The organism is Sphingomonas vulcanisoli, from assembly GCF_011761305.1.
GTDB lineage: Bacteria > Pseudomonadota > Alphaproteobacteria > Sphingomonadales > Sphingomonadaceae > Sphingomonas_I > Sphingomonas_I vulcanisoli.
This window is the reverse complement of sequence record NZ_JAAOZC010000003.1, coordinates 31,091-54,088: the sequence shown is the minus strand read 5'-3', so window position 1 is coordinate 54,088 and position 22,998 is coordinate 31,091. Positions and strand designations below refer to the sequence as shown.

General features: G+C 67.9%; 26 protein-coding genes and 1 tRNA gene. 7 read left to right on the top strand and 20 right to left on the bottom strand.

Annotated features, from left to right (window positions below; genetic code table 11):
* Positions 1–92: 92 nt before the first annotated feature.
* Both FHS31_RS06875 and FHS31_RS06870 read right to left on the bottom strand, forming a co-directional pair.
* Complete coding sequence (locus FHS31_RS06875; protein WP_167072646.1) at positions 93–551, bottom strand: YaiI/YqxD family protein; 459 nt, start codon at positions 549–551, stop codon at positions 93–95.
* Positions 548–2,329 (bottom strand): DEAD/DEAH box helicase, encoded by a 1,782-nt coding sequence (locus FHS31_RS06870; protein ID WP_167072645.1) that lies wholly within the window; start codon positions 2,327–2,329, stop codon positions 548–550. The genes FHS31_RS06875 and FHS31_RS06870 overlap by 4 nt, the downstream gene beginning before the upstream one ends.
* A 375-nt stretch (positions 2,330–2,704) precedes the next feature.
* Here FHS31_RS06870 and msrB point away from each other — a divergent pair, with 375 nt between their 5' ends.
* Positions 2,705–3,148 (top strand): peptide-methionine (R)-S-oxide reductase MsrB, encoded by a 444-nt coding sequence (gene msrB / locus FHS31_RS06865; protein WP_167072644.1) that lies wholly within the window; start codon positions 2,705–2,707, stop codon positions 3,146–3,148.
* A 1-nt stretch (position 3,149) separates the two neighbouring features.
* Positions 3,150–4,076: an oxygen-dependent tRNA uridine(34) hydroxylase TrhO gene (gene trhO / locus FHS31_RS06860; protein ID WP_167072643.1), complete on the top strand. Its 927-nt coding sequence runs from the start codon at positions 3,150–3,152 to the stop codon at positions 4,074–4,076.
* 53 nt (positions 4,077–4,129) lie between these two features.
* On the opposite strand, the gene FHS31_RS06855 is transcribed toward trhO, so the two are convergent.
* From FHS31_RS06855 to FHS31_RS06810, 10 genes are all read right to left on the bottom strand, one after another.
* The gene (locus FHS31_RS06855; protein ID WP_167072642.1) at positions 4,130–5,113 is read right to left on the bottom strand and encodes a lysylphosphatidylglycerol synthase domain-containing protein; all 984 of its coding nucleotides are present in this window, start codon (positions 5,111–5,113) and stop codon (positions 4,130–4,132) included.
* On the bottom strand, positions 5,110–7,701 hold the full coding sequence (locus tag FHS31_RS06850; RefSeq protein ID WP_167072641.1) for an MMPL family transporter: 2,592 nt from the start codon (positions 7,699–7,701) through the stop codon (positions 5,110–5,112). The genes FHS31_RS06855 and FHS31_RS06850 overlap by 4 nt, the downstream gene beginning before the upstream one ends.
* A 159-nt stretch (positions 7,702–7,860) precedes the next feature.
* Positions 7,861–8,244, bottom strand: a complete 384-nt coding sequence (locus FHS31_RS06845; protein WP_167072640.1) for a DUF2141 domain-containing protein — start codon at positions 8,242–8,244, stop codon at positions 7,861–7,863.
* Between the two features lie 9 nt (positions 8,245–8,253).
* Complete coding sequence (locus FHS31_RS06840; protein WP_167072639.1) at positions 8,254–8,454, bottom strand: hypothetical protein; 201 nt, start codon at positions 8,452–8,454, stop codon at positions 8,254–8,256.
* On the bottom strand, positions 8,414–9,859 hold the full coding sequence (locus FHS31_RS06835) for an MFS transporter (RefSeq protein WP_167072638.1): 1,446 nt from the start codon (positions 9,857–9,859) through the stop codon (positions 8,414–8,416). The genes FHS31_RS06840 and FHS31_RS06835 overlap by 41 nt, the downstream gene beginning before the upstream one ends.
* An 18-nt stretch (positions 9,860–9,877) precedes the next feature.
* Positions 9,878–9,954: transfer RNA gene (locus FHS31_RS06830), tRNA-Arg, on the bottom strand.
* A gap of 52 nt (positions 9,955–10,006) precedes the next feature.
* Positions 10,007–10,477 carry a DUF1178 family protein gene (locus FHS31_RS06825; protein ID WP_167072637.1) on the bottom strand — a complete coding sequence of 157 codons (471 nt, stop codon included), beginning with the start codon at positions 10,475–10,477 and terminating at the stop codon, positions 10,007–10,009.
* On the bottom strand, positions 10,474–11,301 hold the full coding sequence (locus FHS31_RS06820) for a carbon-nitrogen hydrolase family protein (RefSeq protein ID WP_167072636.1): 828 nt from the start codon (positions 11,299–11,301) through the stop codon (positions 10,474–10,476). The genes FHS31_RS06825 and FHS31_RS06820 overlap by 4 nt, the downstream gene beginning before the upstream one ends.
* Positions 11,301–11,561, bottom strand: coding sequence for a glutaredoxin 3 (grxC, locus tag FHS31_RS06815; RefSeq protein WP_167072635.1), 261 nt, complete (start codon positions 11,559–11,561; stop codon positions 11,301–11,303). The genes FHS31_RS06820 and grxC overlap by 1 nt, the downstream gene beginning before the upstream one ends.
* 46 nt (positions 11,562–11,607) lie before the next feature.
* On the bottom strand, positions 11,608–12,411 hold the full coding sequence (locus FHS31_RS06810; protein ID WP_167072634.1) for a double zinc ribbon domain-containing protein: 804 nt from the start codon (positions 12,409–12,411) through the stop codon (positions 11,608–11,610).
* Positions 12,412–12,517: 106 nt separating this feature from the next.
* On the opposite strand from FHS31_RS06810, the gene FHS31_RS06805 reads away from it, so the two are divergent.
* Positions 12,518–13,381: a methyltransferase domain-containing protein gene (locus FHS31_RS06805; protein WP_167072633.1), complete on the top strand. Its 864-nt coding sequence runs from the start codon at positions 12,518–12,520 to the stop codon at positions 13,379–13,381.
* Between the two features lie 136 nt (positions 13,382–13,517).
* Here the strand turns inward: FHS31_RS06805 and FHS31_RS06800 are convergent, their stop codons facing one another.
* Positions 13,518–13,904 carry a (deoxy)nucleoside triphosphate pyrophosphohydrolase gene (locus FHS31_RS06800; protein WP_167072971.1) on the bottom strand — a complete coding sequence of 129 codons (387 nt, stop codon included), beginning with the start codon at positions 13,902–13,904 and terminating at the stop codon, positions 13,518–13,520.
* Positions 13,905–13,960: 56 nt separating this feature from the next.
* On the opposite strand from FHS31_RS06800, the gene FHS31_RS06795 reads away from it, so the two are divergent.
* Positions 13,961–14,143 carry a Flp family type IVb pilin gene (locus FHS31_RS06795; RefSeq protein WP_167072632.1) on the top strand — a complete coding sequence of 61 codons (183 nt, stop codon included), beginning with the start codon at positions 13,961–13,963 and terminating at the stop codon, positions 14,141–14,143.
* 135 nt (positions 14,144–14,278) lie between these two features.
* Positions 14,279–14,446: a Flp family type IVb pilin gene (locus FHS31_RS06790; protein ID WP_167072631.1), complete on the top strand. Its 168-nt coding sequence runs from the start codon at positions 14,279–14,281 to the stop codon at positions 14,444–14,446.
* A gap of 116 nt (positions 14,447–14,562) precedes the next feature.
* Here FHS31_RS06790 and FHS31_RS06785 read toward each other — a convergent pair whose 3' ends face one another.
* From FHS31_RS06785 to FHS31_RS16580, 4 genes are all read right to left on the bottom strand, one after another.
* Positions 14,563–15,510, bottom strand: coding sequence for an acetyl-CoA carboxylase carboxyltransferase subunit alpha (locus tag FHS31_RS06785; RefSeq protein ID WP_167072630.1), 948 nt, complete (start codon positions 15,508–15,510; stop codon positions 14,563–14,565).
* Between the two features lie 167 nt (positions 15,511–15,677).
* Entirely contained in the window at positions 15,678–16,565 is an 888-nt protein-coding gene (locus tag FHS31_RS06780; protein ID WP_341786307.1) for a tyrosine recombinase, read from the bottom strand.
* A 130-nt stretch (positions 16,566–16,695) separates the two neighbouring features.
* Positions 16,696–18,429 carry a hypothetical protein gene (locus FHS31_RS06775; protein WP_167072629.1) on the bottom strand — a complete coding sequence of 578 codons (1,734 nt, stop codon included), beginning with the start codon at positions 18,427–18,429 and terminating at the stop codon, positions 16,696–16,698.
* Positions 18,413–18,547: a hypothetical protein gene (locus FHS31_RS16580; protein ID WP_279587883.1), complete on the bottom strand. Its 135-nt coding sequence runs from the start codon at positions 18,545–18,547 to the stop codon at positions 18,413–18,415. Before FHS31_RS16580 ends, FHS31_RS06775 begins: the two co-directional genes overlap by 17 nt.
* Positions 18,548–18,608: 61 nt before the next feature.
* Between FHS31_RS16580 and FHS31_RS06770 the strand changes: the two genes are divergently transcribed.
* Entirely contained in the window at positions 18,609–19,142 is a 534-nt protein-coding gene (locus tag FHS31_RS06770) for a shikimate kinase (RefSeq protein ID WP_341786306.1), read from the top strand.
* A complete protein-coding gene (gene aroB / locus FHS31_RS06765) occupies positions 19,139–20,245 on the top strand; it encodes a 3-dehydroquinate synthase (RefSeq protein WP_167072627.1) in 1,107 nt (368 codons plus the stop codon). The genes FHS31_RS06770 and aroB overlap by 4 nt, the downstream gene beginning before the upstream one ends.
* 171 nt (positions 20,246–20,416) lie before the next feature.
* Here aroB and FHS31_RS06760 read toward each other — a convergent pair whose 3' ends face one another.
* The 3 genes from FHS31_RS06760 to FHS31_RS06750 are packed head-to-tail and all read right to left on the bottom strand — an operon-like array spanning position 20,417 to position 22,955.
* Positions 20,417–20,755, bottom strand: coding sequence for a DUF423 domain-containing protein (locus FHS31_RS06760; RefSeq protein ID WP_167072626.1), 339 nt, complete (start codon positions 20,753–20,755; stop codon positions 20,417–20,419).
* Entirely contained in the window at positions 20,752–22,491 is a 1,740-nt protein-coding gene (locus tag FHS31_RS06755; RefSeq protein WP_167072969.1) for a cation:proton antiporter domain-containing protein, read from the bottom strand. Before FHS31_RS06755 ends, FHS31_RS06760 begins: the two co-directional genes overlap by 4 nt.
* A gap of 29 nt (positions 22,492–22,520) precedes the next feature.
* Positions 22,521–22,955, bottom strand: coding sequence for an iron-sulfur cluster assembly scaffold protein (locus tag FHS31_RS06750; RefSeq protein WP_167072625.1), 435 nt, complete (start codon positions 22,953–22,955; stop codon positions 22,521–22,523).
* Between the last annotated feature and the right edge of the window lie 43 nt (positions 22,956–22,998).

Here is a 22,998-nt window from a genome sequence, read left to right as displayed (position 1 = left end):
AGGGCTGACGGAGGGGTATTACCCTCTCGATGGCGGGACACCCCTCCACCATGCTGCGCATGGTTCCCCTCCCCTTACAGGGGAGGAATAGGTTACCCCCTCCCCAGCTTCTCCAGCGCCGTATCCAGCGCCTGCAAAAACCGCGATCGATCGGCCCTGGCGAAGGGGGCCGGGCCGCCGAGCTGATCGCCGCCGGCGCGCAGGTCCGCCATGATCGCGCGCGTCGCAATCGCGCCGCCGATAGAGGCGGTGGTGAAGGGTTTGCCCGTGGGCGAAAGCACCGTGGCGCCCGCCTTGATGCAGCGATCGGCGAGCAGGATATCTGCGGTGACGACGAGCGCTTTGGCGTCCGCTTGCTCAGCAATCCAATCGTCGGCGGCGTCGAACCCGTCGCTCACCACGATCCGATCGACCAGCGGATGCGTGGGCACGCGGAAATAGCTGTTGCTGACGATGGTGACCGGCACTTCGCGCCGCCACGCGACGCGATAGATTTCATCCTTCACCGGGCAGGCATCGGCATCCACCAGGATGCGAACGGCACCGCTCACCGCGGCCCCTTACCCCGAGGTCCGCGCGGCGCGCCATGAGTTGGCCGCGCCTGATGGCGCGCACCACGCGGAGCGCCGCCGGGCGCACGCGGAGTTGCGCCGGGAGCAGCGCTGAGCCGGGCGCGCGGCGGCGGGCCGGAGCGCGGATTGTCGCCGCGCGTGCCGCTGGGCGGGCCGTCCGACTGGACGATCAGCACGGCGCCCTCGTCGCCGCCCTCATGATCCGCGGTGCGCTTGATGGCATCGAGGAACTTGGCGGTGATATTGCGCGGCACCTGGAAGAAGGTTTCGGTCTGCCCGATGCGGATCGCGCCGACTTCGCTCTTGGTGACGTGGCCGCGGCGGCAGAGCAAAGGCAGGATCCAGCGCGGATCGGCGTTCTGGCGGCGACCGATATTCATCTTGAACCAGACGACATCGTCGAAGCCCGGGCGATGCTTCTCCTGCTGCGCGGCCCGGTGCGCGGCGGGGCTGTTCTCGACCAGTTCCTCTGGCTGCGGCAGCCGGGCGCGGTGCGCGTGGACCAGAGCTGCGGCGAGATCCTCAGGGCTACGCTCGGCGAGCAAGCGGGCGCCGAGCGCGCGATCCTCATCGTCCAGCTCGATCGGCTCGAGCAAGGTGGCGATCAGCCGCTCGCGATCGGCAGCGCGAATGTCGTCGGGGCTTGGCGCCGAAATCCATTCGGCATTGATCTTGGCATCGCGCAGCAGACCCTCGACGCGGCGGCGGCGCGGGAAGGGCACGATCAGGACCGCCGTTCCCTTCCGGCCAGCGCGGCCGGTGCGGCCCGAACGGTGCTGCAGCACCTCGGCATCGCGCGGTATCTCGACATGGACGACAAGGCTGAGGCTCGGCAGATCGATGCCGCGCGCGGCGACATCGGTGGCGACGCAGACGCGCGCGCGTTGATCGCGCAGCGCCTGCAGCGCGGCGTTGCGCTCGTTCTGGCTGTGCTCGCCCGACAAAGCGACCGCACCGAAACCGCGCTCGACCAAGCTGGCGTGAAGATGGCGCACATTGTCCCGCGTCGCGCAGAACAGCATCGCCGTCTCGGCCTCGTGCAGGCGGAGCAGGTTGATCACCGCATGCTCGATATCGGACGGCGAGACCGTCATCGCCTGATAGGCGATATCGCCATGGCCGCGATCTTGGCTGATCGTCTCGATGCGGTGCGCGTCGCGCTGATAGCGGCGGGCCAGCGCGACGATCGGCTTGGGCATCGTCGCGGAGAAGAGGAAGGTGCGGCGCTCGGCGGGGGTGGCATCGAGAATCTCTTCCAGATCCTCGCGGAAGCCCATGTCGAGCATCTCGTCCGCTTCATCGAGCACGACGACCTTGAGGCCCGAGAGATCCAGCGCGCCGCGTTCGAGATGGTCCCGCAGCCGCCCCGGCGTGCCGACCGCGATATGCGCGCCATGGCTGAGCGCACGCCGCTCACGCGAGGCATCCATGCCGCCGACGCAGGTCGCGATCCGCGCCCCCGCCTTGGCATAGAGCCAGCTGAGTTCGCGCGCGACCTGCAGCGCCAGCTCGCGGGTCGGCGCGATCACCAGCGCGCCGAGCGCGCGCGGCGGCGGCAAGGCGCCATCGACAAACAGCGCCTCCGCCATCGCCATGCCGAAGGCGATGGTCTTGCCCGATCCGGTCTGCGCCGAGACGATCAGATCGCGCCCCGCGGCTTCGGGTTCCAGCACGGCAGCCTGAACGGGAGTGGGCGCGGCATAGCCACGCGCGGCGAGCGCCTCGGAAAGAGGCGTGGGGAGCTTTGAAAACGGCATGATTACTGCCCAAATGGACCTTTATGGGCCCGGGTACAAGGTGGGGATGGTCCTTAGCTGCCTTTCCAGCCCTCCAAACTCCGTTCGTGCTGAGCTTGTCAAAGCACTGTCCTTACTTTTCAGCGTGTCAGAAGGAAGAACAGCCCTTCGACAAGCTCAAGGCGAGCGGAGAGCAGACTGGCGTTTCCCCTTGGTCCGGCTCGTGAGATGAAATTGGCCACAGCGATCGCAGCGGTACGGCAAAAGCGGCAAGCCATCCGCCTGTGCCTGCGCCGCCGCATCCCCGGCGCTCGCAAATCGCCGCTTGCGCCGGCAAACGCTCAATCTTGTCCGCACCGCTCGCCTCCCCCATCTAGGCGCCGAAGGAGACTCCCATTGGCCGACTATCGCAAGACGCCCGAAGCCGTCGCCGCACTCACGCCCGAGCAATATCATGTGACGCAGGAGAGCGGCACCGAACGGCCCGGCACCGGCGCGCTGCTGCACAACAAGGAGGCGGGCATCTACGTCGATATCGTCTCCGGCGAGCCCCTGTTCGCCAGCGCGGACAAATTCGATTCGCATTGCGGCTGGCCGAGCTTCACCAAGCCGATCGAGCCCGCGCACGTCACGGAAATCCGCGATGCCACGCACGGCATGATCCGCACCGAAGTCCGCTCGGCGCATGGTGACAGCCACCTGGGCCATGTCTTCAACGATGGCCCGCGCGATCGCGGCGGGCTTCGCTATTGCATCAACTCCGCCTCGCTGCGCTTCGTGCCGAAGGATGAGATGGAGGCCAAAGGCTATGGCGCCTATCTGGATCAGGTAGAAGGCTGAGGTGAACATCCGCGTCGCCGCGCTTTACTGCTTCACCCGGTTCGATGATCCGGCGGCGATCAAGGCTCCGCTGGCGAAATTGTGCTGCGCGCAGGGCGTGAAAGGGACTTTGCTGCTCGCGCAAGAGGGCATCAATGGCACGATCGCGGGATCGGACGAGGGTATCGACGCGGTGCTGGCGCATATTCGCGCCTTGCCCGGCTGCGCGGACATGGACGTCAAGGAGAGCCGCGCCGAGACGCCGCCTTTCTATCGGATGAAGGTACGGCTGAAGCGCGAGATCGTGACGATGGGCGAGCCGGAGATCGATCCGCGCGCGACCGGCCACTACGTCGCAGCCACCGACTGGAACGCGCTGATCGCCGACCCGGACACGGTGCTGATCGACACGCGCAACGATTATGAGGTCGCGGTCGGCACCTTCGCGGGCGCGATCGATCCCAGGACGCCCAGCTTCCGCGATTTCCCGGCCTGGTTCCGCGCCCAGCGCGAACGCCTGCTCAAACCCAACGCCAAGGTGGCGATGTTCTGCACCGGGGGCATCCGCTGCGAAAAAGCGACCGCCTTCCTGAAGGCAGAGGGCGTGGAGGATGTCTACCATCTCAAGGGCGGCATCCTCGCCTATCTGGAGCAGGTGCGCGCGGAAGAGAGCCGGTGGCAGGGCGAATGTTTTGTCTTCGATCAGCGCGTCGCAATCGGTCATGGGCTTGAACCAGGGAGCCACACGCTCTGTTACGGGTGTCGGCGGCCGGTCAGCGAGGCGGATCGGCAATCAAGCCTATACGTGGAAGGGGTCAGTTGCCCCGCCTGCCATGGCGAGCGGGATGCGACGCAACGGGCTGGCTATGCGGAGCGCCATCGGCAGGTGAAGATCGCCGAAGTCCGCGGACAAGGCCATGTCGGCGCGCGGCCATTGGAGAATCCCTAATCCCCACTCGCTGGCGGAAAGCCGGCGTGGAGGCGCCCGCGATCCGGGCCCGTTCATAACCGTTGCGCCCTCCTCTCGGCGCTCCCGAACAGACCGAACTGCCAGATCAACAGGCTCGGCACACCGATGGTGAAGTCACGCGCGCGCTTGAGCAAGGAGAGCGCCAGCGCGGCCTGCGGGTCCATCCCGAACACGCCGGCCAGCACGACATAGCCCGCCTCCTGCGCGCCGATCGCGCCGGGGATCAGGAAGGCGCTGCTCCGGATCACCGAGATCAGAGCCTCCAGCGCCAGCGCGCGCAACGGATCGATCGGATGCCCCAGCAACCGCAGCGCCAGCCACACGCAGAACACCGACAGCAGCCAGGCGATCAGGTTCCAGAAGAAGCTCGGCACGATGGCGAAGCGATTCGCCTCGAACCGCGCGAGTTCGCCGCGCACGTCATCGATCACCGCGCTGGCCGCGGGAACGAGCCTGTCCGCCATCTTTGTAGCGAAGCGCAGCATCGGGGTCCGCAGGAAGAGGACCGAAGCGGTGAGCAGGCCGAGCAGCGCAACGCCCACCCAGATGGTGATGCGCAGATCCGCATAGGCCCGCGCTTCGACCACGAAATGGATCGCGACGCCGACGCCGATCAATACGAGCAACAGCTGCGAGGCGATCTCGGTAGTGAGATCGATGATCGTCGCGGCATAGGCCTGGACCGGCGGTACGCCGGCGACGGTCAGCGTGCGCAAGCCGAGCACGAGCCCGCCGATCTGGGAAAAGGGCAGCAAATCGTTCGCGGCCTCGCGCACCGCCCGCGCCCAGACAAAGACGGGGAAATGATCGTGGGGGCGGCGACGCGCGGTCGACCAGGCGGCGCCCAGCGCGAGCAGGACTGTCAGATAGCTCAGTATGAACAGCGTGAAGCCGCCGAAACCGATGTTGGAAAGCACGCCGAAGGTCTGCGCCAAGCCGGTGCGCCCCAGCATCCAGATCGCGAGGCCGAGGCCGCCGAACGTCGCGACCGCCGTGGCCCAGTTGAGGCGGCTCACGCCTTCGCCTTTCCGGGCGGGCCGAGCAGCGCAGGTTCGAAGATCAACGCACAGATCAGGGTCCAGACCAGCGACAGCATCAGCACCTTGCCCATGCTCGCCGTGCCGGGATGGTGCGAAAGCCAGAGGCTGCCGAACGCCGTGCCCGTCGCCATCGCCGAGAAGAAGATCGCGCGCGCCAGGCTCGATTGCAGTAGATTGGTCGCCCCCGATCGCCAGGCCATCACGAAATAGATGTGGAAGGCGACCCCGATCCCGAACAGCAGCGGGAAAGCGATGATGTTGGCGAAATTGATCGGCTGCCCGATCAGCACGCAGGTGCCGAGCGTCAGGAAACCCGAGAGCACTACCGGGGCCAGCGTCAGCACCACTTCGCGGATATCGCGAAGTGCCAGGTAGAGCAGCAAGGTGACGATCACCAACGCCAGCACGCCGGCCTCGACGAAGGCCCCCGCGATCGTCCGCGCCGCGCCTTGCATGGAGATCGCCGGCCCGGTCGCGCCCGGGGCGACGGCCAATACGGCTCTGGTGAACCGCTTGAGGCCATCGCCATCGGCATAAGCGGCCTTGGGCACAACTTGGACATGACCCTCACCATGCAGGCCGATCCAGTCGGCGCGGACCTCAAGCGGCAGATCGGCGAGGGTGACCGGCTGGGCGGAGAGGCTGTCACGAAGCTGGCCGAGCATCGTCTGGAGCGGCGGCACGAGCATCGCGGTCGCCCGCGCACGATCGGCGGGGGACGCTTTGGCAAGGCGATCGAATTGCGCCGCGAGTCGCCGGGCATCGGTGGCCGGTTGGCCGCTGCCCGGCGCGGCGCGCAGGCTAGCGGCGGTCTTGGCCAGCGCGGTGGCAATATCGGCGTCGGAGGGCGGCGGCAGCGTCTCGATCGGGTTGAGCGTGAGATCGAGGATGGTGTTGGCGTCGGCGATCGTCTGCAGCTTGGGCGCCTGATCCTCGGGCACGAAGCTCGCCACGGTCAGCGTGCGGCCGACCTCGGGAAGCATGTCCAACCGCGCCGCCAGCGCTTTCGCGGCGGCCACATCGGAGGTGAGGATATCGACCGTGTTGGGCGAACGATCCGGGTCTTTCATCAGATCGTAGATCGTCGAGACCGCCTCGCCATCGCGCGCGCGCAGGTGCAGCGGATCGAAATCGAAGCGGACGAAGGGCAGCAACGCGATGCTGATCACCAGCGCGACGACGAAGCCGCCCAGCACCAATCGACGGCGATGAATCAGAAAAGCATCTACGGGCGCCAGTGCAGGGTTCTCCACCTCGGCGCGCGGGTTGCCGGGCCGAAGGAGCATCAGCAGCGCGGGCAGTGCGGTGACGCTGAACAGCAAAGCGACGATCATCCCCATACTGGCGATCACGCCCAGCTCGGCGATGCCCTGATAATCGGTCGGCAGGAAGGCGAGGAAGCCGAGGCAGACCGCGCCCGCCGCCAGCAGCAGCGCCGGGCCGAGCCGCACCGCCGCCTCGGTGATCGCCGTCGCCCGATCCGCGCCGCCGTGCCGCTCGGCCTGGAAACGCACCGCAAGCTGGATGCCGAAATCGACGCCGAGGCCGACGAACAAGGGAATGAAAGCCACCGAGATCAGATTGAGCCGCCCAACCGCGGCGAGCCCGAGCGCGGTGGTCACGATCAGGCCCATAACCGTGCTGAGCAGGATCGTGGCGGTGACGCGCAGCGATCGGGTCGCCAACCACAAGGTGCCGAGCATCGCGGCCACCATCGCACCCGCCACCACCCACCAATGATCGGCGAGGCTGGCGAACTCTTCATCGGACAGGGGCACGGTGCCGGTCAGCCGCACGGTGACGCCATGCTCGGCATCGAGATGGAGCGTCTGGGCCGCGGCGCGGATGGCGTCGCTGGCGGCGACGCCGGGGGTGAGATCGCCATAATTGAGCACCGGGCGGATCATCACCAGCCGCCGGGTCGGCGCGGCGAGCGTGCCCTTGCCGCTCTGGATCAGCGCCTGCCAGGAGAAGAAGCCCGGCCTGCCCGCCGCCTGCGCTTCCAGCGAATCGGCGAGCTTGCCCATCGCGGGCTCGAGCCGATCGAGCGTCGCCTGGCCGCTGGTTACACCCAGAAGCATGGTGTCGAGCGCACCCGCGACGCCCCGCAGCGAAGGATCGGACGCGAGCGGGCCGAGGATCGGCTGGGCGGCAATCATCCGCGCCGTCGTTTCCTGCACCTCGGCGGGCGAGGCGAACAACAGGCCTTCCCTGGCGAAGAAGGCGCCGCCATCAGGCCGCGTCACCGATCGGAAATGGCGCTTGTCCTGCGCCAGCCTGCCGGTGAGGCTGGCCGCAGCCGCCTCGGCGAGCTCCGGTGTCTGGCCGTCGATCACGACCAGAGTTGTGTCGCCGCCGGCCGGAAACGCCTGATCCATGCGATGCTCAGCGGCGCGCCATGGCACCTTTTGAGAAATCAATGCCGAGGCATCGCTGGACATCTGGATATTGCGCGAAACGTACAGCATCGCACCGGCCGCGAGCAGCAAAGCACCGAACAGTACGAGCCCGGGGCGGCGGCAGGCAAAGCCGACAAGGCTCGCTAGGATGCGGGTGGGGATCATAATTTAAGCCCCTCCCTTTCAAGGGAGGGGTTGGGGGTGGGTTGCGGCAAGCGGGGCTCGATGCCCCGTTTGACGCTTTCGCGGGCCACGAGTCTTTTGGGCGCGCAGACGCGCGCCCCCACCCCTATGCCCCTCCCCTGAAGGGGAGGGGTTGAGACGTTAAAAATAGCGCAGGCTGAAGCTGATCTGCTGGCGGGCGGCGCCATGAGCGAACGCCGCTTCCTGAAACTTGGGCGGCCCGAACTTGATCTTGGCGTCATTGGAAAAGCCCACGCCCTCCTTCGGGATACTGCCGAACAGCTTGTAATCGACCTTGTGATTGTCATTTTCATCATGAAACGCCTGCGCCGCATAATGACCCGGCGGCACGTTGGCGATGCGCACGATCACCGTGCCCGCCTGCGCCGGAACGCTTCCGGAGAGTGAGCAGTCCTTCAGGAATTCGCTCTGCTGGCACAGATCGACATGCACATGGCCGTGCGCGTTGCGAACATTCTGCACGACGATCTCGACCGTCGTTGTCGGCGGGGGTGTGACGAACATAGAGGCTTCTTAAGGGAGACTTCTCGCATCGGCGATGAACGCGGCGGTCAACTCCGCGAAATCCTGTTCCGAGAGATGGCCGAAGCAGCCGATGCGAAACGTCTGCTGCTGGGTAAGCTTATCCGGATAGATCAGCCGGCCGTTTTCCGCCAGCCGATAGTACAGCCGCTCATGCGGCCGAGACAGCGGGGCGCGCCACCGGGTGCGCATGGCCGCTGACATGGGCGCCGGCGTCCGGCCGCAGGCGCAGGCAAAGCAACCCGCCCACCGCGCCGATCGCCCCGCAGAAGAAGAAGGCGATGCGGAAATCCGCCTGACCGGGCACTGTCGCGTCGTGTGCGCCTCGGGCCAAATTCACCGCCACCGCCCCGATCGCGACACCCAGCGCCATCGAGATCTGCTGCGCCATCGCCGCGAGCGCCGATGCCGATCCGCGCCGCTCCTTCGGCACGTCGCTGAACGCGAGTGTGTTGATTCCGGTCAACTGCATCGATCGGGTCGCTCCGGCGAGGAACAGGGTGGCGGCGATCAGGGGCTTTGGATCGCCCGGCGTCAGCAGGCCGCAGGCGATCACCGTGAAGCCGATTGCGACTCCGTTGACGATCATCACCTGGCGGAAGCCCCAGCGCCGCAGGATCGCCGTGGTGGCCGGCTTGATCAGCAGGTTGCCGAGGAAATAGCAGAGCACCCAGCCGCCTGCGCGCAGCGGCGTGAAGCCCCATGCCTCTTGCATCATCAACGGGATCAGGAATGGCGCAGCGCTCATCGCGATCGTCGAGAGGTTGCCCGCGATCACGGTGCTGATCGCAAAGGTCGGGATGCGGAATGTCTCGAGGTCGATCAGCGGATGCGGGGCGCGGCGGAGCCAGAGGAACGCGATCCCGAAGACGGCGGCTCCCGCAATCACCAGGACGATCGGGAGGGCGCTATTTGGGCCATTACCGCCGAGACGGCCGAGACCGTATATCAGCAGGATGAGCGCCGCCGCGGTCAAGAGCATGCCCACCCAATCCAGCGGCCGGCGGGACGGCGCTTCGCTGCGGGGCAGGATCGCCAGCGCCAGCGCTATGCCGATCACGCCCAGCGGCACATTGAGCAGGAAATTCCATCGCCACCCCACCCACGAGGTGATCGCGCCGCCGAGCACGGGCCCGATCACCGGCGCCATCAACGCGGGCCAGACGAGGAGCGCGGTCGCCTGCAGCAGTTCGGAGGATCGCGCGACGCGCAGCACGATGCCGCGTCCCACGGGGATGATCATCGCCCCGCCGATCCCCTGCGCCACACGCGCCGCGAGAAAGACGGGCAGCGTCTGCGATGCCGCGCAGCCGACCGAGGCGACCGTGAAGAGCGCGATCGCACCCGCGAACACCGTCTTCGATCCCAACCGATCGGCAATCCAGGCGCTGAGCGGCGTACACACCGCGAGCGATACGATATAGGCGGTGATGCCCAGATTCATGTCGACCGCGCCGACATGGAAATCGCGCGCGATCTGCGGCAGCGAGGTGTTCAGGATCGCGCCGTCCAGCAACAGCATGAACGTGCCCGCGGCAACGACGAGGGCGATGGCCGTGACCGAAACATCGGGCATCGTCCGGTCGGTTTCGGTCAAAGCGCACCTTTCCATCGCTGGTGGCCCCGGAGGGACTCGAACCCCCGACCTGCGGTTTAGGAAACCGTTGCTCTGTCCGGCTGAGCTACGGAGCCACGCTTCGGCCTTAGCCGTGCGCACCGAGCGACGACAAGCCCGCTGGCTTCGCTATTGCAGCTGCTTGGGCGGCACGATGGGAAGCGGCAGCGGCATCACGCCGATCCCGTCTTCGATCAGGCTCTTGACATCGGCAATCGTCGCCTGGCCGTGGATCAGGCGATCGGGGGCATCGCCATCGTGGATGGCACGGGCTTCGGTGGCGAAGCGGCCGCCGACATCCTCGCTCTTTTCCAGCGCCTTGGCCTGCATTTCGGCGAGCTTGGAGAGCATCTGCTTGATCTCGGCCGGCGCGGGCGCGTTGCCGGCCATCATCGGCACGGGCTTGGCCGGCGCCTGCGGCACGAGTTGATTGCCCTTGGCACCCACGTTGGGCGCCATCACCGCCTTCGTCACCTCCGGCGATCCGCAGATCGGGCAGGCGACCAGACCGCGAGCGCGCTGGCCCTCATAATCCTCGCTCGATCCGAACCAGGCTTCGAAGACGTGCGCCTCTGCGCAGGCGAGATCGAAGACGATCATGCCGCCACTTCGACCGCGCCGATCGGGCGGCGGTTGCGGATCGCGGGGACGCGGGTGCGGATCTGATCGACCTTGGCGAGATCGATGTCGATGGTCGTAACTTCAGCATCATCGCCCATATCGAGCATGACAGATCCCCAGGGATCGACGACGAGGCTGTGGCCATAGGTCTCGCGGCCATCGGCATGGGTGCCGGACTGGGCGGCGGCGATGACGAAGGCGCCCGCCTCGATCGCGCGGGCGCGCTGGAGGATGTGCCAGTGCGCCGCGCCGGTGATCGCGGTGAAGGCGGCGGGGATGGCGAGGATCACCGCGCCCTCATCGCTCAGCGCGCGGTAGAGATCGGGAAAGCGCAAGTCATAACAGATGGATAGGCCAATGCGGCCCCAGGGCGTATCGACAGCCACCGGCTGGCTGCCCGCGCTGTAACTGTCCGATTCGCGCCAGCTGACGCCGCCCGGCAGATCGACATCGAAGAGATGGATCTTGTCATAGCGCGCGCGGATCGCACCGCTATCGTCGATCACGAAAGCGCGGTTGAGATAACGGTCGTCCGCCCCGCCCTTCAGCGCCAGCGATCCAATATGCAGCCACAGGCCATGTTTCGCCGCCGCCTCGCGCGCCGCCGCCAGCACGCGGTCTTGATCCTCCGTGGTGATCGAGGCCGCGGCGCGCGCGCGGTCCCTATCGAGAATGTTGGTCATCTCGGGCGTGAACAGCATGTCCGCGCCCTGCGCATGCGCCTTCGCCGCTGCCGCCGACAGCGCAGCGGCGCTCGCCGCCGGATCGATTCCGGTGCAGGCCTGGAACAGCGCCGCGCGCATCAGGCGGCGGCGAGCAACGGATCGAGCTTGCCGCCCCGCTCCAGCGCGACGAGATCGTCGCAGCCGCCGATATGGCGATCGCCGATGAAGATCTGCGGCACGGTGCTGCGGCCGGGGGCGCGTTCCAGCATCTCGGCGCGCTTGGGGCCGCCCATGGTGATGTCGAATTCCTCGAACGCGACACCCTTGTCGGCGAGCAATTTCTTGGCCCGCATGCAATAGGGGCACATCATCTTGGTGTAGATCTCGATCTTCGGCATCACGAACGCTCCTTAGCCATGCGACCTATGTCGCCGATGCCAATTGTCAACGCAGGACGGCATCATCGCGCACCACGCGCGCCCAGCACAGCACCTCGATCCGCGTCGCGCCGGCCCGGCGCAGCACCTTGGCGCAGGCGCGCACGGTGGCTCCGGTGGTATAGACATCATCGATCAGGACGACCGACCGGCCCTTGATCGTGCCGTTAACCGCAAAGGCACCGGCGACGGTGCGGGCGCGCTGGCCGGGATTGAGCCCGCGCAGCATCGGCGTGGACATGCGCCGTTCGAGCAGATCGAGCGCCAGCGTGCCGCCGGTTAGCTTGCTGAGTGCGCGGGCGATCAGCGCCGATTGATTGTAGCCGCGCGACCACAAGCGGCGGCGGTGAAGCGGCACGGGCACGATCAGCGTCTCGGCCGCCATCGCCGGGGCCGCGCGCCGCATCGCTCGCGCCATGGTGATGGCGACGCCGGGCCGCGCACCATGTTTGAGCTTGAGCGCCAGGGCGCGCGCGATCGGCCCGTAGGCGACGGCGGCGCGCACCCGATCGAACGGCGGCGGATCGGCAAGGCAGGCGCCGCAGCGCGTATCGGGGTGCAGCGCCAGCTCCAGCGGCTCGGCGCAGACCGCGCAGGCGGGGCCGCCGAGGAAATCGAGGCTTTGCCAGCAGACGAGGCAGAAACTGTGATCCGCCGCGACCACGAGCCCGCACCCCGCGCAGCGCGGCGGGAGAGCGAAGGCGATGATGCGCTGGGCTGCGGTTTTGAGGGCCCCAAATATCCTCCCCCGCCAGGGGGAGGTGGCGCCGAAGGCGACGGAGGGGGAGGACAGAGATACATTTACGGACATCGCATCCTCCCCCTCCGTCAGCTGCGCTGACACCTCCCCCTGGCGGGTGAGGATTAAATTCCTGCCCGCTTGTCCCGCGCCCGCTCGCTCGGCACAAGCGCCCGCGATGGCCGCGCCCGAAATCTTCAGCCGCGCGCTGCGCCGCCGCCGCCGCGATCGCGCGCAACCGGGTTATGCGGCGCACGGCTTTCTGCGCGATGCGATGATCGAGGGGCTGCTGGAGCGGCTGGATTTCGTGACGCGCGACTTCAAGGACGTGCTCGATCTCGGTTGCGCCGACGGGGCGCTGACGGGGGCGCTCCGGGCTCGGGGCTTGACGGTGATGCCGTGCGACGCGGGGGCGCGATTCGCCGCAGCGGCGGAGGGCGTCCAATGCGAGGAGGACGCGCTGCCGTTCGCGCCCGGCAGCTTCGATCTGATCGTCTCGGCGGGTGTCCTCGATACGGTCAACGATCTGCCCGGCGCGCTCGTCCAGTGCCGCCGCGCGCTTAGGCCGGATGGGTTGTTGCTCGCCGCATTCGTCGGGGCGGGCAGCCTGCCCGCGCTCAAGGCGGCGATCACTGCCGCCGATGCGGGGGAGGCCGCGCCGGCGCGCTTCCACCCGCAGATCGACGTGCGCGCGGCGGGCGATCTGCTGACGCGCGCGGGGTTCACGCTGCCGGTCGCCGATGTCGAGTCTCTCGACGTGCGCTATGGCACGGTGTTCAGCCTGATCGCCGATCTGCGCGGCATGGCGGCGACAAACCAGCTGGCGGGACAGACCCCGCCTTGGCTCAGCCGCGCGCGCCTCGCGCGGTTGAACGCCGCCTTCGCGGACGCCGCCGAGCCCGACGGCAAGACGCGCGAGCGTTTCCAGCTGATCTTCCTCACCGCCTGGTCCCCCAGCCCCGATCAGCCGCAGCCGGCCAAGCGCGGATCGGCGACGGCGAGTTTGGCGGGGGCGTTGAAAAAGCCAACCCCTCCCTCTTGAGGGAGGGGCAAGGGGTGGGTCAGCCTCGAGAGGGGCTCGATGCCCCTTTCGAGGCTTTAGGGCGGTGGAGAGTCTTCTAGGCGCGCAGACGCGCGCACCCACCCCCAACCCCTCCCTTGAAAGGGAGGGGCTTTGGCTAGAGCAACGCCTCCAACAGCCCGATCAGCGGCCGATCCGCCGGCGGCATGTCCAGCCCGTGCAGCTCCACCGGCCGCATCCATTTGAGCGCGCCGCCTTCCAGCGGCTGCGGGATGCCGCGCCATTTGCGGCAGACGTACAGCAGCAACAGCAGGTGCCGCTCGCCCAGCGGTTCGCTGGCGAAGCAGGCGGGGGCGAGGCAGGCGGTGGCGGCCTCGATCCCCAATTCCTCGCGCAGCTCACGGACCAGTGCCGCCTCGGGCGTTTCGCCCGGCTCCAGCTTGCCGCCGGGGAATTCCCACAGGCCCGCCATCGATTTGCCCGCCGGACGCTGCTGCACCAGCACGCGGCCATCGCCATCGATCAGCGCCACCGCCGGGACCATCAGATATTCGGCCAAGCTCGAACCTTTAATTTACCTTACTCGGCTACGGCCCTGGCATGCTGCCCAGCTTTCGCAAGCTTCTCGATGATCGGCGCGGTGCCGCCGCGATCGAATATGGGCTGATCGTCGCTCTTGTCGTGATCGTCGCGGTCGTCGGGATCAGCGCGCTGGGCAACCGTTCCGGCGGGCTTTGGGGCAATGTCGCCGCACAGGTCGTGGCGGCGACGCCCACCGGCTGAAACCGGCGGTTCAAAATCGACAGCGCATTAAGGGTTCGGTTACCCCCTTCCATTAGAGGAAGCGGTGTCGGCCCAAGGGCGGGAGCGGCGGGACGGAAAATCTGGGGGCCGCTGGCCCTGACGAGGAGATAGTAAATGCGTACCATTCGGAACCTGATCAAGAACAGCAAGGGCGCCACGGCGATCGAATATGGCCTGATTGCGGCGCTGATCGCCGTTGCCGCCATTGGCGCAATGAGCACGCTCGGCGGCAAGATTTCGACGACCTTTAACAATGTCGCGACCAACATGAAGGCCAGCTAAGCTTAAGAGCACGGGCAAAAGAAGGCCGGCGGGGGAAACCTCGCCGGCCTTTTTATTTCAGCCCTCTCCCGTCATTTTAACCCTCTCCCGCTTTCGCGGGCGAGGGTTTTGGGGATTTACACGCCGATATTGAGGAATTTTGTGCGGCGCTGATCGATCAGCGTGGCGCGATCGAGCGGGGCGAGGGCATCGAGCTCATCGGCCACCGCAGCGCCGAGATTGGCGATCGCCAGCGTGGGATCGCGGTGGGCGCCCCCCACCGGCTCGGCGACAATGCGATCGATCACGCCCAGCTTCTTGAGATCGGCGGCGGTGATCTTCATCGCATCGGCCGCATCCGAAGCGCGATCGGCGGTGCGCCACAGGATCGAGGACGCGCCTTCGGGCGAGATCACCGAATAGATGGCATGTTCGAACATCAGCACCCGATTCGCCGCCGCCAGCGCCACCGCGCCGCCCGAACCGCCCTCGCCGACGATCGCCGCGACCAGCGGCACGCCGAGATTGAGGCAGGCCTCGGTCGATCGCGCGATCGCTTCCGCCTGGCCGCGCTCCTCGGCCTGGACGCCGGGAAAGGCGCCCGCGGTATCGACCAGGGTCACCACCGGGAGGCCGAAGCGCTCCGCCAGTTCCATCAGCCGGATCGCCTTGCGATAACCCTCTGGCTTTGCCATGCCGAAATTGTGGCGGATGCGGCTGGCGGTATCCTCGCCCTTCTCATGCCCGATCACGACGACGCGGCGGCCCGCGATCCGGCCGAGCCCGCCGATGATCGCCTGATCGTCCCCGAACGCGCGATCGCCGGCCAGCGCGGTGAAATCCTGCACGAAGCCCGCGATATAATCCTTGAGATGCGGCCGTTCCTGATGGCGTGCGACTTGCGCCTTCTGCCACGGCGTGAGCTTGCCATAGAGATCGCGGAGCATCTTGTCGGCGCGCGTCTGGAGACGGCTGACCTCCGTATCGATATCCAGCGTACCATTGGCATCAGCGGTCTCCCGCAGCTCGGCGATGCGCGCGGCGAGCTCGGCGAGAGGCTTTTCGAAATCGAGGAAGGCCACCATGGCGCGCGGGTTAGGAGGCCAAGCGGAAAGCGTCAACGCGGAGGCTTCCGGTGCGCCACCCATCTACCGTTTGCCCTGAGCTTGTCGAAGGGTGCCCTTCTTCTCCAACGCTGAAATAAGAACAGTGCTTCGACAAGCTCAGCACGAACGGTTGGTGAGGGTGCCGCTTAGTTTCGCCCCTTATCCGCCAGCGGGTGCCGTGTCGTGACGAGCTCCACCAGCCGCTGGCTATCGACATGGGTGTAGATCTGCGTGGTCGCGATGTCGGCGTGGCCGAGCATGGTCTGCAGTGCGCGGAGATCGGCGCCGCCCTCCAGCAGGTGCGTGGCGAAGGCATGGCGCAGCACGTGGGGGCTGATGCGATCGGGCGGGATGCCCGCCTCCGCCGCCAGCTCGCGCACCAATTGATAGAGGCGGACGCGGCTGAGGTGCTTGGCGCCCGAGGGGAACAGCCATTGGCCGTCCTTGGGCAGCGTTTCGGCATAAGCGGAGACGGCGGCGCGGGCGCGATCGGAGAGGGGGACGAGCCGTTCGCGGCCGCCCTTGCCCTTGAGGATCAGAAAGGGTTGATCGGCGCGGATCAGCCGGCGCGGCAGCGAGACCAGCTCGGTGGCGCGCAGGCCGGAGCCGTAAAGCAGTTCGATCAGCGCGGCGAGGCGGAGGTTGGCGGGGGAGCGCGCTGCCTTAAGACGATCGGCGATCACGGCGAACAGGCGATCGACATCGGCGTGGCCGAGGATCTTGGGGAGGGTGCGTGCGGTGCCCGGGCGGGGCAGCGCTGCCGAGGGGTCATCGGCGCGGAGCTTCTCATCGGCGAGGAAGCCGAAGAAGCGGCGCAGCGCGGACGCCTTGCGCGCGGCGGTGGAGCGCGCGAGCGGCAGCCAGCTTTCGCCGAGCCGTTCCAGCGCGGCGGTATCGGCCTCGGCGAGGCGGCCGCCGAGGAACTCAGACGCGCCGCGCAGATCGGTGCCGTACGCCATCAACGTGTTCCGCGCCGCCCCCGCCTCCGCGGCGAGCATTTCGAGGAAGGCTTCGATGAGGGGGGTGTCGCTCACGCATGCCCCTCCCGCGAGCGGGAGGGGTTAGGGGTGGGGCGACCCCGGACTTGATCCGGGGGAGCTCTGCGCGTGTGTCCTGCCCACCCCCGGCCCCTCCCGCACGCGGGAGGGGAGAGGCGGTCGCTCCTCACAGCCGGGTCATCGCCTCGGCGGCGAGCATCCGCGCTTCAGTTTCCATCCCCGCCGCGCGCAGGCCGGCGATGACACGGTAGAAATCGCTAGGCGGCACGCCGGTCCAGCTCGGGCTCTGCATCGCCACCGCCGCGAGCAGCGCCGCGCCGCCCTGCGCATTGCCGGTCACCGCGCGCTGGAAGGCGTTGGTCAGCGGGACGCTCCGGCCCAGCGGCGTACCCGCCGCCTTCTCCGCATCGGCAACCGGCAGACGCCCGAGCCCCGCCAGCGCCGCCGCGAGCATCGCGGTGCGCTGCTTGCCGGCATCGCCGGCGCGCTTGGCATAGCTTTGCAGCCGCGCGGCATCGATCTGAAACGGCGCGCGGGGTGCCCCCACCGAGAGCAGAGCCCAGGCGCGATCGCCGTCCTCACCCTTCATCTGCGCGACGACCGGCGCCCAGCGCGCCGCCTGCACGTCGAGCCCCGCCGCGAACAGGCTGCCGAGAATCGGCACGACATCGGCCTTGCGATCCGTATCGGGGGCGATCCGCGCCGCCGCCCGCGCGGTGAGGATCGCGGCGGCGTAGCGATCCGGCTCGCCCTGCGATCCATCCCACAGGCTGTGCATCGCCGCGACGCGCGCCTCATCGTCGTCGCCGAGATAGGCGGCGCGCAGGCGACCCGAGGGGCTGTCGGTATCGATCGATCCCGCCTCGTCCATCACTCGGCCATAGAGATCGACCAGTTCGGCGGCGGAGAGAACGCCCTGCACGGCAGCGGCGCGCGCGTAGGGAATGCGGTCGCTGGCGGCGATCATCGGCGCCTGCGCGGCCCAGGCCTTGAACCAGCTTGGGCTCGCATCGAGCAGGGGCTGGGGCACGAGAATGTTGAGCGCGGTCGCCAGGCCGAAGCGCCAATCGGTGAGCGAATCCACGCCCGTCCAATCGATCGGCATCGCGCGGCGCGCGCCGCCCGCGCCCGCCAGTTTCTCGGCGAGCATATGATCGATCGGATCGCCGGGGCGCCCCCTGCCGATCATCGCATTGGCGGTGGCGGCATCGTTCGAGAGCGCCGCGCAACCCGCGCGGATCATCGGCCACACGGCATCGCCGCCGACCGTCTCGGCGCCGTCTGGCAGCGGGCAGAGGCCGGCGGGATCGCCACCCGCGAGCGCGCTCTCGATCGCCACCCGCCGCAGCCGGGGTGAGAACATATCGACGTCCACCGCCTGCACGAGCAGCCGCGCGCCGTTCGATTCGCCCAGCCGCAGCAGCAAGGCGGCGCGATCGGCGACCCAATCGGCCTGCCCTTCGCCCGCCGGCGCCGGCGTCCTGGCCAGCAACGCACGGCGCAGCACGATCTCGGCCCAGCGCGAGGCGATCGGCGCCTGGATGCCGCGCATGAGCGTGGCGACATAGCGCCCGTCGAGCGAACCGAACGCCTGATCGCCATAGATGTCGCTCGCGCCGACGCGATCGAGCGAGCGGCGCGCGGCGGGGGGAATTTCGGGCGGAGCGGGTGGCAGATCGGGCGCCGCCTCGTCGGTCTCGGTCGCGTTATCGAGCGGCGCCTCGACATCGGGCACGGGCACCGCGCCGGAGGAGTCCGGGACGACAGGCGCGGGCGCGGGGGGCGCGCTGGAAAAGCCCGGCGGCAGCAGCGATTCGGGCTTCTGCTCCTGACCAATCGCCGCCGCCGCCAGCGCGAGCGCCGCCGCGCCCGCGATCAAAAGCCTATTGCGCGGAAGCATTGGTCAGCGCGCGCTCGACATGCGTCACGGGCACGGGTCGATCCAGCATCGACAGGCCGAACAGCACGATCAGGATCACGACGATGATGGCAAGAAGGATGATCAGGGGACGCGGCATGCTCTCTCCGTTGGCTCCCGCGTGCTTTGCCCGAGACGGGGCGCCTGTGTATAGCCCGCGCGTGTCCGCCGCCCGCCTTCATTCCGCCCCCGAACGATCGATCGTGCTGGTCGGGCTGATGGGCGCGGGCAAATCCACGGTAGGGCGCCGTCTCGCCCAGCGGCTGCGGCTGCCGTTCGTCGATTCCGATGAGGAGATCGAGCAGGCCGCGGGGCTGAGCGTGGCCGAAATCTTCGAACGCTATGGCGAGGGCCATTTCCGCGATGGCGAGCGGCGCGTGATCGCCCGGCTGATCGAAGGTAGGCGCAAGGTGATCGCCACCGGCGGCGGCGCCTTCATGAACGAGGAGACGCGGGCGCTGATCCTCGATCGCGCCACCGCGATCTGGCTGGATGCCGACATCGGCGTGCTCGCGGGCCGGGTGGCGCGGCGGCCGGGCGCACGGCCCTTGCTCAAGGGCCAGGATCCCAAAGTGGCGCTCACCGCACTCGCCGAGAAACGCAATCCGATCTATGCGCTCGCGCCGATTCATGTGCGCAGCGAGCCGCTGCCGCACAGCGCGGCGGTCGAGGCGATCCTGAGGGCACTGGCATGACCGAGATTACCGTATCGCTCGGCGAGCGTTCCTATCCGATCCTGATCGAGGCCGGGCTGCTGGGCCGTGCCGGCGAAGTGCTCGCCACATTCGCCCGGGCTGGCCGGCTGATCGTCATAGCCGACGAACATGTCGCGGCGGTGCAATTGCCGACGCTTCGGGCTGGGCTGGGCGCGATCGGCGTCGAGACGATCCTTTTGCCGGCCGGCGAAAGCACGAAGAGCTGGGCTCAGCTCGAGGCGCTGACCGATCGCCTGATCGCGCTGGAGGTGGAGCGCGGCGATCATATCGTCGCGCTGGGCGGCGGGGTGATCGGCGATCTCGTCGGCTTCGCGGCGGCGATCCTCAAGCGCGGCTGCGGCTTCGTGCAGGTGCCGACCAGCCTGCTCGCGCAGGTCGATAGCTCGGTCGGCGGCAAGACCGCGATCAACAGCAAGGCGGGCAAGAATCTGGTGGGCGCCTTTTATCAGCCGAGCCTGGTGCTAATCGATCCGCTGGTGCTGGCAACCCTGCCCGCCCGCGAGATGCGCGCGGGCTATGCCGAGGTGGTGAAATACGGCCTGATCGACGATGCCGCTTTCTTCGCCTGGTGCGAGACGAACGGCCCCGCGCTGCTGGCCGGCGATGTCGCGCTGCAAACCCAGGCGATCGCGCACAGCGTCGCCGCCAAGGCGCGGATCGTGGGCGAGGACGAGCGCGAGACCAAGGGGCGGCGCGCCTTGCTCAACCTCGGCCACACCTTCGGCCATGCGCTGGAGGCGGAAACGGGCTTTTCGGACCGCTTGCTGCATGGCGAGGCGGTGGCGTGCGGGATGGCACTGGGGTTCCGCTTCTCCGCGGCGATGGGGATGTGTTCGGGAGCGGATGCGGAGCGGGTGACGCGGCATCTGGCGGACACTGGTCTACCTTCGACACTTAGCGATGCGGGCGTTCGCGCTTCGGGCGAGGCGCTGGTTGCGCACATGCTGCATGACAAGAAGATGGAGGGCGGCAAGCTGCCCTTTCTGCTCGCGCACGGAATAGGGGAGACGTTTCTGGCGAAGGATGTGGCGCTGGCGGATGTGGCGCGTTTTCTGGATCAGGAAGCGATGGTGGTTGCCTAATCTCCCCTCCCTGCTCGCAGGGAGGAGTCGGGGGTGGGTGCGCGCGTCTGCGCGCCCAAAGACTGACTTAACCCGCAACCGAAAGCATCGTCGGGGGCATCGAGCCCCGAAGATGCTCACCCACCCCTTGCCCCTCCCTTAAAAGGGAGGGGTTTGAAAACCGGACACAATCTAAGCTTTGTCCCGCAGCATTCCGATCCCCAGGCAAATCCACCCCGCAATCATCCCCAGACCACCCAGGGGCGTCACCGCGCCGAGCCATAGCGGCGCACCCAGCGCCATCGCGTACAGCGTGCCCGCGAACAGGATCGATCCGCCGAGCAGCAGCATCGCCGCAACCCGCGCACCCAGCCGCACCGCGACGATCGCCGCGACGGCGTGAACCACCTCATATTCGCCGCCGGTCTTCAGCCACTCCGCCGCCCGGCCCGTTACGCCATGCGCGCCGAACGCGCCCGCCATCACCGCCAGCGCACCCGAGAATGCCGCCGCCGCGATCCACCGGCTCATGACTCGGCCTCCGCTTCATCGAACGGCTGCTGGGGATGGAAAGCGGCGCGGGCCTCGTCGGAGAAGATGCCCTTGTCGGCCTGGAGCGTGAGCCGCTCCTTGTCGCGCGCGCGATAGGCCTGTTCGATGCGCGCGATGCGGCCTTCCTCCACGCCCAAAGTCTTGAGCGTGCGGCGGCCCATCAGCACCGCGCTCTCGAATACCTCGCGCACGGTCAGCGTGACATCGAGCCCCCGATATTCCAGCACCGCCCGCCTATCATAAGCGCGAACGAAGATGGCGGCCTGGCGGAAGCTCTTGAGCGCCACCTCCAGTTCTTCCCGGCTCAGCTGATCCTTGTCCATGGCGAAGATGATGACCTTGGCCTCGTCCGCACCGGCCTGGCGGAGCAGATCGAGCCGCGTGCCATCGCCATAATAGACCTTGAGCCCGAATTTCGCGGCAATATCGATCATCTCGGCATCGTTATCGATGATCGTGGCGCTCATCCCCGCACCCATCAGCATCTGCGCGACGGTCTGCCCGAAGCGCCCGTAGCCGACGACGACCGCCGCCGAATGATCGGCCTTCTCCGGGCCATCGAGATCGTCGCGCCTGGCCGCAGGCGCCTTGTCGGGATCGTAGAAGCGGCGCGCGAACTGCATCAGGAAGGGCGTGGTCGCCATCGAGAGTGTCACCACCGCGCCCATCAGGCTCGCCGCCGAATCGGAGATCAGCATCGCATTCTTGGCCTGCGCAAACAGCACGAAGCCGAACTCGCCGCCTTGGCTGAGCAGCAAGCCGAGACCCAAGGCCGAGCGCGTCGCGATGCCGAAGGCGCGGGCGATGCCGAAGATCAGCGCCGCCTTCACGATCACCACCGCCGCCGCCAATCCCACCACGAAGAAAGGCCGCGCGGCGATCGCGTGAAGATCGAGCATCATGCCGACCGCAACGAAAAACAGGCCGAGCAATATGGTGCGGAACGGATCGACGTCCGCCTCCAGCTCATGCCGATAGGGCGAATCGGCGAGCATCACGCCCGCGACGAAGGCGCCGAGTGCGGTCGAAAGGTGCAGCCATTCCATCACCGCCGATGCGGCGAGCACAGTGAACAAGGCCGCCGCCACGAACAGCTCGCGCTCGCCCAGCCCGCCGATGAAGCGGAACAAGGGATTGAGCAGGTAGCGCCCGGCCAGCACCAGCGCGACGACCGCGCCCACCGTATACAGCGCCATCAGCCATCCCGGCGGCGTCGCGGGGTCAGCGGGCGCACGGCTCAGCGCGGCGATGATCGTGATCAGCGGGACGATCGACACATCCTGAAACAGCAGGATCGCAAAGGCGCGCTCGCCGAATGGCGTGTTCATCCGGCCCGCCGAGCGCAGCATCGGCAGCACCTGCGCGGTGGAGGACAGCGCCAGCGGCAGGCCGATCGCCAGCGCCGCCGCATAAGTGAAGCCCGCAAAGGCGAGCACCACCCCCGCAAGCGCGAGGCCGCAGATCGCCACCTGCGCCAGGCCGAAACCGAAGATATCGCGCCGCAGCCGCCACAGCCGCGCGAGATTGAGCTCCAGCCCGGCGATGAACAGCAGCAGGGTGATGCCGAGCTCGGCGATATTCATTTTCGATTGGGCGCCGCCGACGAGGGCGAAGCCAGACGGCCCGATCAGCGCGCCCGCGACGAGATAACCCAGCGTCGCGCCCAGCCCGAGCCTGCGGAACAGCAGCACCAGCGCCAGCGCCGTGCCCAGCATGATCACGCCATCGAGGACCAGATTCTCGCTCACGCCGCGCCCGTGCCCGCGCGCTCGGCGGCTTCGGTCACCGCCTCGAAGGCGAGGCGGATCGAGGGGTGGCGCGCACTGTGCGGCCGCGCCGGCGCGAAGATTTCGAGGCCGGGCCAGGCGCCGGGATCGTCACGGTCCCCTGCGAGGAAGGCGCCGAGTGCATCACGCGCTTCGCCCAGCTCGGCGGCGGTCTTGCCGATCGCATGTTCGCCCATAAGCGCCGCCGAAGCCTGCCCCAGCGCGCAAGCGCGGACGAGCTGGCCGATTGCGGCGACGCGGCCCGCTTCATCCAGCGTCACGTCCACCGTCACCCGGCTGCCGCAGACCGGCGAGCGCCGCTCGGCGGTGGCGCCGGGATGCTCCAGGCGCGCCTGATGCGGAATCGCGGTGGCGAGCCGGAGGATCGTGCTGTTGTAGAGCGCGGCCGTCATGCCGCCTTATGTAGCCGTTGGCGGCCGAATAGAAACCGTTCGT

What these genes read in the sequence shown, in the direction of transcription:
- grxC (WP_167072635.1), bottom strand. Translation starts at nt 11,561, where the DNA reads ATGCCGAAGATCGAGATCTACACCAAGATGATGTGCCCCTATTGCATG.
- aroB (WP_167072627.1), top strand. Translation starts at nt 19,139, where the DNA reads ATGACCGAGATTACCGTATCGCTCGGCGAGCGTTCCTATCCGATCCTG.
- FHS31_RS06820 (WP_167072636.1), bottom strand. Translation starts at nt 11,301, where the DNA reads ATGCGCGCGGCGCTGTTCCAGGCCTGCACCGGAATCGATCCGGCGGCG.
- FHS31_RS06800 (WP_167072971.1), bottom strand. Translation starts at nt 13,904, where the DNA reads ATGGTCCCGGCGGTGGCGCTGATCGATGGCGATGGCCGCGTGCTGGTG.
- FHS31_RS06760 (WP_167072626.1), bottom strand. Translation starts at nt 20,755, where the DNA reads ATGAGCCGGTGGATCGCGGCGGCGGCATTCTCGGGTGCGCTGGCGGTG.
- FHS31_RS06840 (WP_167072639.1), bottom strand. Translation starts at nt 8,454, where the DNA reads ATGCGCACCCGGTGGCGCGCCCCGCTGTCTCGGCCGCATGAGCGGCTG.
- FHS31_RS06785 (WP_167072630.1), bottom strand. Translation starts at nt 15,510, where the DNA reads ATGGTGGCCTTCCTCGATTTCGAAAAGCCTCTCGCCGAGCTCGCCGCG.
- FHS31_RS06790 (WP_167072631.1), top strand. Translation starts at nt 14,279, where the DNA reads ATGCGTACCATTCGGAACCTGATCAAGAACAGCAAGGGCGCCACGGCG.
- FHS31_RS06850 (WP_167072641.1), bottom strand. Translation starts at nt 7,701, where the DNA reads ATGATCCCCACCCGCATCCTAGCGAGCCTTGTCGGCTTTGCCTGCCGC.
- FHS31_RS06750 (WP_167072625.1), bottom strand. Translation starts at nt 22,955, where the DNA reads ATGACGGCCGCGCTCTACAACAGCACGATCCTCCGGCTCGCCACCGCG.
- FHS31_RS06775 (WP_167072629.1), bottom strand. Translation starts at nt 18,429, where the DNA reads ATGCTTCCGCGCAATAGGCTTTTGATCGCGGGCGCGGCGGCGCTCGCG.
- FHS31_RS06870 (WP_167072645.1), bottom strand. Translation starts at nt 2,329, where the DNA reads ATGCCGTTTTCAAAGCTCCCCACGCCTCTTTCCGAGGCGCTCGCCGCG.
- FHS31_RS06795 (WP_167072632.1), top strand. Translation starts at nt 13,961, where the DNA reads ATGCTGCCCAGCTTTCGCAAGCTTCTCGATGATCGGCGCGGTGCCGCC.
- FHS31_RS16580 (WP_279587883.1), bottom strand. Translation starts at nt 18,547, where the DNA reads ATGCCGCGTCCCCTGATCATCCTTCTTGCCATCATCGTCGTGATCCTG.
- FHS31_RS06810 (WP_167072634.1), bottom strand. Translation starts at nt 12,411, where the DNA reads ATGTCCGTAAATGTATCTCTGTCCTCCCCCTCCGTCGCCTTCGGCGCC.
- FHS31_RS06845 (WP_167072640.1), bottom strand. Translation starts at nt 8,244, where the DNA reads ATGTTCGTCACACCCCCGCCGACAACGACGGTCGAGATCGTCGTGCAG.
- FHS31_RS06755 (WP_167072969.1), bottom strand. Translation starts at nt 22,491, where the DNA reads ATGCTGGGCACGGCGCTGGCGCTGGTGCTGCTGTTCCGCAGGCTCGGG.
- FHS31_RS06805 (WP_167072633.1), top strand. Translation starts at nt 12,518, where the DNA reads ATGGCCGCGCCCGAAATCTTCAGCCGCGCGCTGCGCCGCCGCCGCCGC.
- FHS31_RS06825 (WP_167072637.1), bottom strand. Translation starts at nt 10,477, where the DNA reads ATGATCGTCTTCGATCTCGCCTGCGCAGAGGCGCACGTCTTCGAAGCC.